This window comes from Streptomyces sp. NPDC051664 (genome assembly GCF_044453545.1).
GTDB lineage: Bacteria > Actinomycetota > Actinomycetes > Streptomycetales > Streptomycetaceae > Streptomyces.
This window is the reverse complement of the sequence record NZ_JBITCU010000051.1, coordinates 1-11,298: the sequence shown is the minus strand read 5'-3', so window position 1 is coordinate 11,298 and position 11,298 is coordinate 1. Positions and strand designations below refer to the sequence as shown.

The window sequence follows — 11,298 nt, the reverse complement described above, 5'->3', positions numbered from 1 at the left end:
GGGATGAGCGGGGCTGCAGGCGGCCATATGTTCCAAGACCGCCCCGTCGAATGCAGGCTATGTCTTTGTGAACGCGTGCACAAAGATGGTGTCCGTTTTGTCCGGTCAAAGTGACCGGGGTCACGCACATCCGTCGCGCGATCCCGGAACCTTGGATCGCATCAGCCCGTTGCAGGCCCGAAGGGGGCAAGACGGTACACACTCCTCACGACTACGCCCCCGAGACCACTCAAAACGCCCACGATGGTAACCGGGTTTCACTCAGGAAAGCAGCGCGCTGCGCAGCCTCGCCGGATCCACCCGCCAGAACGTGTGCTGTTCGTTATCAATGAGGACGACCGGAATCTGCTCCCAGTACTCCCGGTGCAGCCCCTCGTCCTGAGTGATGTCCTTCTCCTCCCAGGACGCGCCGGTCTCCTCACAGACCTCCCGCACCACCAGCCTCGCATCGTCACAGAGGTGACACCCCGGCTTCCCGACCAGGGTCACCACCCGGTCCGCGGGCTTCTTCTTCGTACGACGCAGCAAGGCACTCATGTCTTCATTCTGCGCCGACCGCCCGCCCTTTCCGGAACTCATAGGGCACTGATCCGGTACGCCCCGAATCGCCCGTTTAACAATTCGGCCGCCGAGAGTTCACGCCACCGCATCCCGGCAGGTCGGGAAGGGCTCAACAGACTGGCTATGCTCACGACATGGCCGCTCTTGGATGGCTCACACCACGTAGGCGTTCCGCGACAGCACGGAGCGTGCTGGCAGGCGAGGCAGCAGCCGAGGCAGCGCGGAAGTCGTCACTCCACGCCGAACAGCCCGCCGAACGATCCACCGACGAGAACCCCGCCACGACCACGGAGCCGGAACCGGCCTTCCCGGTCGTCGGCGACGAACGGGCTGCCGCCTTCTTCGACCTGGATAACACAGTCATGCAGGGCGCGGCGATCTTCCACTTCGGCCGCGGGCTGTACAAACGGAAGTTCTTCCAGCGCCGCGAGCTGACCCGGTTCGCCTGGCAGCAGGCCTGGTTCAGGCTGGCCGGCGTGGAGGACCCGGAACACATGCAGGACGCCCGTGACAGCGCCCTGTCCATCGTCAAGGGCCACCGCGTCTCCGAGTTGATGTCCATCGGCGAGGAGATCTACGACGAGTACATGGCCGACCGCATCTGGCCAGGCACCCGCGCCCTCGCCCAGGCCCACCTCGACGCCGGACAGAAGGTCTGGCTGGTCACCGCCGCCCCGGTGGAGACCGCCACGATCATCGCCCGCCGCCTCGGACTGACCGGCGCGCTCGGCACGGTCGCCGAGTCCGTCGACGGCATCTACACCGGCCGCCTGGTCGGCGAGCCACTGCACGGGCCCGCGAAGGCCGAGGCGGTCCGCGCCCTGGCCGCCGCCGAGGGCCTCGACCTCGCCCGCTGCGCGGCGTACAGCGATTCGCACAACGACATCCCGATGCTGTCCCTGGTCGGCCACCCCTACGCGATCAACCCGGACACAAAGCTCCGCAAGCACGCCCGGGCCCTCGACTGGCGGCTGCGCGACTACCGCACGGGCCGCAAGGCGGCGAAGGTCGGCATCCCGGCCGCGGCCGGTGTCGGCGCCCTCGCGGGCGGCACCGCGGCCGCCGTCGCCCTGCACCGCCGCCGCCGCTGACCGCACGCGGACCTTCCCCCGCGCAGGGGGCCGAGCCACGCCCGGCTCCCTGCCGCCAATCGGGACCCCCTACCCGCTGACCTCTCCGGCCAGTCGGATTGCGCGCACCCGACCACAACCCGTTGCGGCCGCAGGCAGATCACGAAGTAATCCGATCAATAAACGGTCACGATGTGCTACTTGATGCGCCTCATAGTCGCTACAGAAGCGACGGAACCGGTGATTTGAGCAACTGGGTGTAGCACTGCCTGTACGAAGCGTTATTCTCCTCAGACGCATTCCGGAACCCACCACTCACTACGACGAGTGACGGTTTCGCACTGCACGTGATGGAAGCTCTGCCTCTGGGAGTCCCGTGTACCCACACGTCGGGGTTGACGCCTCGGGCCTGGCTACGCTGCGCGCAACGGTCGCCGACCGCTTGCGCGGCTTCGTCCCCACCGCGTACGCCGTACCCGCTTTTGCCGCCCCTGCACCTGTCGGCCCTTGCTATGCCCTGGCCGAACGCGGTGCAGCGGTCGGAAGACGCAGCAACCGCGGCGCAACGACCACGTCCACCGTTCGTCGGCCGACCGCCGACAGCGACAGCGCGCGCATGATGGATCTCGTCGAGCGCGCACAGGCCGGTGAGGCTGACGCCTTCGGCCGTCTCTACGACCAGTACAGCGACACCGTGTACCGGTACATCTACTACCGCGTGGGCGGCAAGGCGACGGCGGAGGACCTCACCAGCGAGACCTTCCTGCGCGCCCTGCGCCGCATCTCCACGTTCACCTGGCAGGGCCGCGATTTCGGCGCCTGGCTGGTCACGATCGCCCGCAACCTGGTCGCCGACCACTTCAAGTCCAGTCGTTTCCGACTGGAAGTGACCACCGGCGAAATGCTCGACGCCAACGAGGTCGAGCGCAGCCCCGAGGACTCCGTCCTGGAGTCCCTCTCCAACGCCGCACTGCTGCAAGCCGTGCGCCGACTCAACCCCCAGCAGCAGGAGTGTGTGACGCTGCGCTTCCTGCAGGGCCTCTCGGTCGCCGAGACGGCCCGCGTGATGGGAAAGAACGAAGGCGCGATCAAAACCTTGCAGTACCGCGCCGTCCGCACGCTCGCCCGACTCCTGCCGGACGACGCCCGCTGAACACGCTCTGCGACACACCCCTCACGCACTGGTCCGATCATCTTTCGTGCGTAACCCATGTGCCGCGCCACTCGTTGTGCCGGTTACAGGCCCCCTGTCGTCACTCCATGTCCGCCGACACTCACTCTTTCGTGTGGAAGCGCTCAAGGTGTGCAACCTTCCGGACCCCCAGGGGAGTCGACCGTCATGACGAGAGGAGGTGCCGCCAGTGATCGCAAACGTTTCGGCACACCGGCGGGCGAACGCCTTCGCCCAGGCCCTGGAGGAGCAGGAGCTCCAGGGTGCGGCGGCCGTACAGCCCGAGGACCCGGCCGAACCGGCCGACCACGGACCGCTGTTGGCCCTGGCGAACGGCCTCGGTGAGCTGCCGAGGCCGAAGTTGGATCCCGAGGTCAAAGTGGTGCAGCGAGCCCAGCTCGTCGCCGCCATGGAGGCCATGTTTGCCGAGGGCGGCGCTTCCACGGGCCCTACGGTGCCCGAGCAACGAGGCAGGGGGGCCCACCGGGCCTCCCCGCTCAGGAAGTTGCGCCCCCGCTCCCGCTGGACGAAGGGCATCGCGGCCGGCGGTCTCACCGTCGGTGTGGCCGCGGGAGCCTTCGGCGGAGTGGCCGCTGCCAGTTCCGAAGCCCTGCCTGGTGATTCGCTGTACGGGCTGAAGCGCGGCATGGAGGACATCCATTTGGGCATGGCCGACGGCGACGCCGACCGGGGCGAGGTCTACCTCGACCAGGCGTCGACCCGGCTGAGCGAGGCCCGCAGGCTGATGGAACGCGGCCGCGCGGGTGATCTGGACCACGAATCACTCGGCGAGATCAGGCGCACGCTCAACGGCATGACGCACGACGCCACCGAGGGCCACCGGCTGCTCCACGCCGCGTACCAACGCGACGGGGCACTGGGACCCATCCAGACCCTGGACTCCTTCTCCCGCTCCCACCGCGGAAGTTGGAGCACCCTGCGCGACCGTCTGCCGGTCCAGCTGACGGACGTGGGGGACGAGGTGAGCTCTGTCTTCGAAGCCATAGACGAAGAGGTCGCACCGCTGCAGTCCCTGCTCCCCCGCAGCCCGGACCGGAGCACCGACTCCCAGGAGTCCGGCTCCTCGCAGCAGACCGACGAGTCGCCCGGCACGGACGACCCGGCCCCCTTCTCCCCCGAGGTCTCACAGGGCCAGACGGGCAGCAGCGGTACCCCGGATCCGTCCGGATCCGCCTCCACCCCGGAGGACAGCCTGATCGCAGGCGGCACGGACGGCTTCCTGGACACACCGTCCCCGGGCACCACCCCGCCCACAACGGGCAGGGACAACACCCCGCCCACCCCGGACGTGACGCTGCCGCCCCTGCTCCCCGGCCTGCTCCCGGGCCTGGGATTCAACAGCGAGGACGAAGACCAGTGACTGCCCGGCGGACGGATTCCCCCAAGCCCGTCCGCCGGTCGCTCAACACTTCCGGCGGTTGAGGACACCCGCCGTCAGAAGAACACCGACCTCCGCTGCACCAACAGCTTGTACAGCGTGTGCTGAATCTGCTCCCGTACCTGATCCGTCAGGTTGAACATCAGCATCGGATCCTCCGCCGCCTCCACCGGATACCCCTCCGTGGGAATCGGCTCCCCGAATTGAATCGTCCACTTCGTCGGCAACGGCACCGCCCCCAACGGCCCCAGCCAAGGAAACGTGGGCGTGATCGGGAAGTACGGAACCCCCAGCACCCGCGCCAGCGTCTTCGCGTTGCCGATCATCGGGTAGATCTCCTCCGCCCCCACGATCGAGCACGGCACAATCGGCACCCCGGCCCGCAACGCCGTCGACACGAAGCCGCCTCGCCCGAACCGCTGCAGCTTGTACCGCTCGCCGAACGGCTTCCCGATGCCCTTGAAGCCCTCCGGCATCACACCGACGACCTCGCCCTGCCTGAGCAGCCGCTCCGCGTCCTCCGCACAGGCCAGCGTGTGCCCGGCCTTCCTGGCCAGCTCGTTCACCACCGGCAGCACGAAGACCAGATCCGCAGCGAGCAGCCGCAGATGCCGGCCCGCCGGATGGTTGTCGTGCACGGCGACCTGGAGCATCAGCCCGTCCAGCGGCAACGTCCCCGAGTGGTTGGCCACGATCAGCGCCCCGCCGTCCGACGGGATGTTCTCGATGCCCCTCACCTCGACCCGGAAGTACTTCTCGTACATCGGCCGCAGCATCGACATCAGAACCTGATCGGTGAGTTCCTCGTCGTACCCGAACTCGTCGACCTCGTACTCGCCGGTGACCCGCCGACGAAGAAACGCGAGCCCACCCGCGATCCGCCGGTCCCAGCTGCCGCGCCGAACCTCGTCCTGCACACCCTCCACGGGCTCCCCGCCCCCCTGCACCGTCTCCTGGACCGGCGCGGCGTCCAACTGCCCGGGCAGGGCGCTCAGGGCCGCGGTGCCCACTGCGGGGCCCGCCCCGGACCGCCGCCGCGCCGACCGCGGCGCGCCACCCGACCGTGAACGGTCGTCGTCGAACGGAATGACCTTGGCATCCGCCATCGTCGGTGCGCTCCTCTATCTCGCGCTGTGGGTCGGTTGTGTGTCGTCGGTCCCGGTGATCCCCGGGACCTCGCCTGTCCCACCGGCGAACGGCATCGCCGCCAGCCGGTCGACGGCCCTGCCGACCATCTCGGGCGGCAGCAGGCCGGGGGCCTGGTTCCGCGCGAAGTCCGCGAACGTCTCCGCGGTGGTGAATCCCGGGTGGAAGCCCAGCGTCTCGCGCATCTGCACGGTGGAGACCACCCTGCCGTGCGTGAGCAGCCGGATCTGCTCCGGTGAGAAGTCCGTCATGCCGACCGTGCGGAGCGCCTGGCCCACCCAGGTGACGGCGGGCAGGGGCACCGGCATCGTCGGCCGCCCGAGCCGCCGCGAACACTGCGACAGCAGCAGCACCCCGTCGCCCGCGATATTGAAGGTGCCACTGTTCAGCGTCCCGCGCCGTGGTTCGTGCGAGGCGATCCTCAGTACGTCGATGACGTCGTCCTCGTGGACGAACTGGAGCCGGGGGTCGTACCCGAACACGGTCGGCAGGACGGGTAGCGACAGATAGTCGGCGAGCGGCGAGTCCGCGTCCGGCCCCAGGATGTTCGCGAACCTCAGCACGCACACGGCGACGTCCGGCCTGCGGCGCGCGAAGCCCCGCACGTACCCCTCGACCTCCACCGCGTCCTTCGCGAAGCCGCCGCTCGGTAGGGACTTGGGCGGGGTGGTCTCGGTGAAGACCGCCGGATCACGCGGTGCGGAGCCGTACACACCCGTACTGGACTTGATCACCAAACGCCGCACCGTCGGCGACTTCTGGCAGGCACCGAGCAGCTGCATGGTGCCGATGACATTGGTCTCCTTGACCGTGGTGCGGCCACCGGCCCCGAGCGCCTTGCCGCTGACGTCCAGATGCACGACCGTGTCGACGGTGTGCTCGGCGAGGACTCTGGCGATCGCGGGCTGGCGGATGTCCGCGCGGACGAAGTCGGCATCACCCAATTGGTGCCCGGGCGCGATCGCGTCGACGGCGATCACCCGGTCCACCTCAGGGTCACGCTGGATGCGCCGCACGAATCGGCCGCCCAGCTGCCGGGCCGCTCCCGTGACGAGCACGACCTTCCCCAAGATCAGCGCCTTCCGTCGAAGAGGTTTCCCCTGGCCGTCACCGTAGCGGGTGGATGTTGCCCTGTGATGACTGCGCGGCGGCGTTCTGCCGAGTCTTTGGCCCAAATATGTGCAAGGCCGCCCGCACAACGCACCGCAGCCCTCCCACCATGTCGGCGGGAGGGCTGCGGATTCACGAACTGCGTTCGCTTACTTCTTGTTGCGACGCTGAACGCGCGTGCGCTTGAGCAGCTTGCGGTGCTTCTTCTTGGCCATCCGCTTGCGCCGCTTCTTGATAACAGAGCCCACGACTACCCTCGCTCACTTCTCTTCACTGGTGCGGGGCGTCTGGGCCCACACGACCTACGTCGGCCTAGCCTACCCGCCACCGGGTGAGGGACGTAATCCGAGGTGAACCTCAGGCCGACTCCACCCCCACGAAGGACACGCGGAGATACTCGTGAACCGCTTGCTCCGGGACCCGGAAGGACCTGCCCACCCGGATCGCCGGCAGATGACCACTGTGCACCAAGCGGTACACGGTCATCTTCGACACCCGCATGACCGAGGCGACTTCCGCCACGGTCAGAAACTTGACCTCGTTGAGAGGCCTCTCGCTGCCAGCAGCCATGACCCACCTGTACCTTCCGCACGAGACGCGCACCGGCTTCCCCTCCGGTGACTCTTCGTCGTTGTGCGCTCACTCCCCAGATTAGGGGCGGGTGATGCGAGTGGGGAAGAGGAGGGACCATCGGCCGCCTACTGTGACAGACACGCCCGATTGAGCACATAGCGAGTGAGTGGCCGGTAGTGGGCGGACCGAACGGCGTCATCAAGCGGAACGGCGACCGACACCTGCCCCTCGGCCTCGCCGACGAACAGCGCGGGATCGTCCGTGTCCGCCAGGCCGATCGCCTCGATACCCAGCTGACCTGCCCCGCAGACCCATCCGTGGTCCCCGACGACCAGCTCGGGCAGCCGCCCGTGGGCAGCCACCGCGGCCTCCAGCGCCACCCGAACCGGCAGCGGCGAGTGGGTATGTGCGCCCGGCTCACCACCGCGGACCCGCACGCCGGGCTCGCGCACCAGGGCGACTCCCCGTACGTAATCAAGGTTGTAGGTGCGTACGCCGAACCGGGTCGTTATGTCGATACATCGCCCCTGCGCGGGGGTGAGTACGGCGCAGCCGGCCGCCGACAAAGCGTCTGCCAACGTGGCGTAGAAGCTGAGCAGCCGGTGCGGATGGCCCGTCCCGAAAAGTACCGGTGCCCGCCGGGCCGCCACATCCGACAACCGCTTGGCAAACGCGTCCAGACCAGCCAAAGTGCGCTCCGGGTCGATCACATCAGGACCCGAAACATGAGCAGGATCGTCCGAGACCCCGCACTTGTCGGCCATCAGCCGAAGCAGATCGCACTCCTCCCACCCCCATTCGGGATTGAGCCCGAGCAGCACCCGCGGATCCCTCGCCGCGAACAGCCGATAGCTCCGCAGGCTCACCTCCCGTGAGGTGGCCACGGGCCCGGCCAGCCGGGCCGCCAGCAGATGCGCACGCAGCGCTCCGGTGCTCAACACCCTGCCGATGCTCCCCCAACCACCCGGACGGGGGGACAGAAGCCCGACTACGCCCCACAGTTGGCGTAACCATTGCTCAGTTGGCGCAACCCTTCTTCACGTCAGCAAGGAATCGGCCGCACCGGGACCGTCCCCGCCCGTTTCAGGCCAGCAGCCCCCGCAACGGGAACGCCGCCCGCCTGGTCGCGAGCACCGCCTGGTCGAGCCGGTCCGCCGGGTCGTACCCGCCCTCCCACGACTGCCACGAAGGCGTACGTCCATCCGTCATCCGGGCCGGCCCCAACTGCCGCGTCCGGGCATAGACCTCGTCCCGCCACGAAGCAGGAATCATCGACTCCGGGTCCACCGGCGCATGCGCGGCGATCCCCACCAGGTGCGTCCAGGACCGCGGCACCACGTCGACGACCGCGTACCCCCCGCCGCCGAGCGCCACCCACCGCCCGCCCTCCACGTACTCATGGGCGAGCTCGTGACACGACTCCATGACCGACCGCTGCGCGTCCAGCGACACCGCCAGATGGGCGAGCGGGTCCTCGAAGTGCGTGTCGGCACCGTGCTGGGTCACCAGCACCTGCGGCCGGAAGTCCGCCAGCAACTCCGGCACCACCGCATGGAACGCCCGCAGCCACCCCGCGTCCCCCGTACCGGCAGGGAGCGCCACATTCACGGCGGCGCCCTCCCCCGCACCGGCACCGGTCTCCTCCGGCCAGCCGGTCTGCGGAAAGAGCGTCCGCGGATGCTCGTGCAGCGACACCGTCAGAACCCGCGGGTCCTCCCAGAACGCGGCCTGCACCCCGTCGCCGTGGTGCACATCCACATCGATGTACGCCACCCGCTCCGCACCCAGCTCCAGCAGCCGGGCAATGGCCAGCGCCGGATCGTTGTAGATGCAGAACCCCGAAGCACCGCCGGGCATCGCATGGTGCAGCCCGCCCGCGAAGTTCACCGCGTGCGCCGTGGCCCCGCGCCACACCGCCTCGGCCGCGGCCACCGACTGCCCGGCGATCAACGCCGACACCTCGTGCATCCCCACGAACGCGGGATCGTCCATCGTCCCGAGCCCATAGCTCTGATCGGCCGCCTTGGGGTCCGCCGAGGCCGCACGCACAGCCGCCACGTAGTCCTCACGGTGCACGAGCCTCAGCGTGGAGTCCCCGGCCGGCTTGGCGGCCACCACATCCACCGCACTGTCGAGCCCATAGGCCCGCACCAGACCCATCGTCAGGGCCAGTCTGACGGGGTCCATCGGATGACCGTTCCCGAAGTCGTATCCCGTTACTGCGTCATCCCACATCAACTGTGCGCGGCCGCTCATGCCCGCCACCGTATCGGGCGGGCTCCGGACCGAACGACTTGGCGTACACGAGCGTCGCCAGCACCAGCACCATCGGGACGAGCATCGCGCCCCGGTAGCTCCACGCGTCCCCCAGCGCCCCGACCAAGGGCGACCCCACCAGGAACCCCACATAGTTGAAGACGTTCAGCCGCGCGATCGCCGTATCGCTCGTACCGGGGAACATCCGCCCCGCAGCCGCGAACGTCTGAGGCACGATCACACAGAGCCCCAGCCCCAGCATGGTGAACCCGAGCATCCCGATCCACGCGCCGGAAGCAACCGCCACCACCCCGAAACCGGCCGCGGCCAGCACACTCCCGAACCGCACGACAGGCACGGCCCCGAACCGCCGCACCCCGAAGTCCCCCACAGCCCGCCCCAGCAGCGTCGTCACCATGTAGACGTTGTACGGAACCGTCGACAGCTGCTCCGAGCTCCCCAGCACGTCCTGCAGATACTTCGCGCTCCAGTTGGAGACCGTCGAGTCCCCGATGTACGCGAAGCTCATCACCAGACAGAGCGGCATCAGCAGCTTGAACGAGACCGAGACCCCCGAGGAGGCCTCTTCCCGCTGCCCGTCGGCGTCCGTCTTCTTCTCGACGCCCTCGACGTACCACCGGCTCCCGATGAACGCGGCCGGCAGCAGCACGACGACCGCCGGAAGATACGAGACCAGCAGCGTCAGATCCCAGTGCGCTCCGGCCCACGCCATCGACGCCCCGGCGATCCCGCCCAGGCTGTACGCGGCATGGAACCCGAGCATGATGCTGCGCCCGTACGCCCGCTGGAGGCTGACCCCCATCATGTTCATGGAAGCGTCGAGTGCCCCGACGGACAGCCCGAACACACCGAGCGCCACGGCCACTTGCCACAGCTCGCTGCCGGCTCCGACACCGAGAAGCGCCAGCAGTACGACGGGCTGCGCCCACCTGAGCACGACCCGGGGCCGTACCCGCGCGACCACCTTCTCGGTGACCACGCTGCCCACGCCGGCCAGGATGGGCACGGCGGCAAGGAACACGGGCAACAGACCGTCGGATATCCCGTACCGGTCCTGAATGGCAGGAATACGCGTCACGAGCAGGGCAAAGGTGACCCCCTGCACGAAGAAGCTCAACGCCAAGGAGGCCCTACCGTGCCGCAACCGCGCATCCTTCATGGCCGCAGCGTAGGGCCCTGGCCTACCCGTGGGTAGATGGATCAGGCGAGCAATTCCCGCAGTTGAGCCATGTCGGAGAAGCAGCCGGACACCCCGGCGAGCCGGTCGGCGGGCATCATCGACGTGAACCCGTACACATCCATCCCCGCGGCCCGGGCCGCCTCCACACCGAGCGGGCTGTCCTCGATGACGACACACCTCTCGGGCGGGACGCCCATCCGCTCTGCGGCATGGATGAACAGGTCGGGCGCCGGCTTCCCGCGCCCCACGTCCTCCGCGCTGAAGATCCACTCCTCCTCGAACCACTGGTCGAGCCCGGTCTTCCGGTGCCCGACCCGGATCCGCTCGTGGTTCCCGGACGAGGCGACGCAGTACGGAACCCCGTCGGCGACGAGCTTCCCCAGCACGTCGGCGACCCCTTCGACCGGCTGCAACTCTTGCTGGAACGCGGCGAAGATCCGGGAGTGGAGCGTCTCGTCGAAGTCCGCGGGCAGCTTCTCCCCGGTCCTCTCCTCGACGATGTCGTGGATCCGGTGCACGGCGGACCCCATGTAGTCACGGAGCGATTCCTCGTACGAGGTGGGGTGACCGAGCTCGGTCAGGTAGCCGGAGAGGATGGTGTTGGAGATCGGCTCACTGTCGACGAGCACACCATCGTTGTCGAAGATGACCAGTTCGTAGCGCATGGTTCGAGCCTAGACGCTCAGAACGCAGAAAAGCCCCGTGCCACAAGGGCACGGGGCTTTCCCGGAATAATTGTTCGGCGGCGTCCTACTCTCCCACAGGGTCCCCCCTGCAGTACCATCGGCGCTGAAAGGCTTAGCTTCCGGGT

12 protein-coding genes and 1 rRNA gene are annotated in these 11,298 nt (G+C 68.4%); 3 read left to right on the top strand and 10 right to left on the bottom strand.

The window, feature by feature from the left end; all coding sequences use genetic code 11:
* Positions 1-261 precede the first annotated feature (261 nt).
* Positions 262-537, bottom strand: a complete 276-nt coding sequence (locus ACIA8E_RS39280) for a glutaredoxin family protein (RefSeq protein ID WP_328627318.1) — start codon at positions 535-537, stop codon at positions 262-264.
* A 158-nt stretch (positions 538-695) separates the two neighbouring features.
* Here ACIA8E_RS39280 and ACIA8E_RS39275 point away from each other — a divergent pair, with 158 nt between their 5' ends.
* The 3 genes from ACIA8E_RS39275 to ACIA8E_RS39265 all read left to right on the top strand — a co-directional run bounded on the left by ACIA8E_RS39275 (position 696) and on the right by ACIA8E_RS39265 (position 4,183).
* A complete protein-coding gene (locus ACIA8E_RS39275) occupies positions 696-1,652 on the top strand; it encodes an HAD family hydrolase (protein ID WP_399306295.1) in 957 nt (318 codons plus the stop codon).
* Between the two features lie 355 nt (positions 1,653-2,007).
* Complete coding sequence (locus ACIA8E_RS39270) at positions 2,008-2,784, top strand: ECF subfamily RNA polymerase sigma factor, BldN family (protein ID WP_030974218.1); 777 nt, start codon at positions 2,008-2,010, stop codon at positions 2,782-2,784.
* A gap of 208 nt (positions 2,785-2,992) precedes the next feature.
* Entirely contained in the window at positions 2,993-4,183 is a 1,191-nt protein-coding gene (locus tag ACIA8E_RS39265; protein WP_399306292.1) for a DUF5667 domain-containing protein, read from the top strand.
* 74 nt (positions 4,184-4,257) lie between these two features.
* Here ACIA8E_RS39265 and ACIA8E_RS39260 read toward each other — a convergent pair whose 3' ends face one another.
* From ACIA8E_RS39260 to rrf, 9 genes are all read right to left on the bottom strand, one after another.
* Positions 4,258-5,307 (bottom strand): lysophospholipid acyltransferase family protein, encoded by a 1,050-nt coding sequence (locus ACIA8E_RS39260; protein ID WP_399306289.1) that lies wholly within the window; start codon positions 5,305-5,307, stop codon positions 4,258-4,260.
* 15 nt (positions 5,308-5,322) lie between these two features.
* Complete coding sequence (locus ACIA8E_RS39255; RefSeq protein WP_030974212.1) at positions 5,323-6,417, bottom strand: NAD-dependent epimerase/dehydratase family protein; 1,095 nt, start codon at positions 6,415-6,417, stop codon at positions 5,323-5,325.
* Positions 6,418-6,606: 189 nt separating this feature from the next.
* Positions 6,607-6,705 (bottom strand): 30S ribosomal protein bS22, encoded by a 99-nt coding sequence (locus ACIA8E_RS39250; RefSeq protein WP_003948845.1) that lies wholly within the window; start codon positions 6,703-6,705, stop codon positions 6,607-6,609.
* A gap of 109 nt (positions 6,706-6,814) precedes the next feature.
* Positions 6,815-7,027: a helix-turn-helix domain-containing protein gene (locus ACIA8E_RS39245; RefSeq protein ID WP_399306287.1), complete on the bottom strand. Its 213-nt coding sequence runs from the start codon at positions 7,025-7,027 to the stop codon at positions 6,815-6,817.
* Positions 7,028-7,155: 128 nt separating this feature from the next.
* The gene (locus tag ACIA8E_RS39240; RefSeq protein ID WP_399306284.1) at positions 7,156-7,971 is read right to left on the bottom strand and encodes a phosphatase; all 816 of its coding nucleotides are present in this window, start codon (positions 7,969-7,971) and stop codon (positions 7,156-7,158) included.
* Positions 7,972-8,113: 142 nt separating this feature from the next.
* Positions 8,114-9,286 carry an acetoin utilization protein AcuC gene (locus tag ACIA8E_RS39235; protein WP_399306281.1) on the bottom strand — a complete coding sequence of 391 codons (1,173 nt, stop codon included), beginning with the start codon at positions 9,284-9,286 and terminating at the stop codon, positions 8,114-8,116.
* The gene (locus tag ACIA8E_RS39230) at positions 9,255-10,466 is read right to left on the bottom strand and encodes an MFS transporter (protein WP_399306278.1); all 1,212 of its coding nucleotides are present in this window, start codon (positions 10,464-10,466) and stop codon (positions 9,255-9,257) included. Before ACIA8E_RS39230 ends, ACIA8E_RS39235 begins: the two co-directional genes overlap by 32 nt.
* A 41-nt stretch (positions 10,467-10,507) precedes the next feature.
* Positions 10,508-11,152 carry an HAD family hydrolase gene (locus ACIA8E_RS39225; RefSeq protein ID WP_399306276.1) on the bottom strand — a complete coding sequence of 215 codons (645 nt, stop codon included), beginning with the start codon at positions 11,150-11,152 and terminating at the stop codon, positions 10,508-10,510.
* A gap of 72 nt (positions 11,153-11,224) precedes the next feature.
* Positions 11,225-11,298, bottom strand: a 5S ribosomal RNA gene (rrf, locus tag ACIA8E_RS39220); the annotation flags it as partial.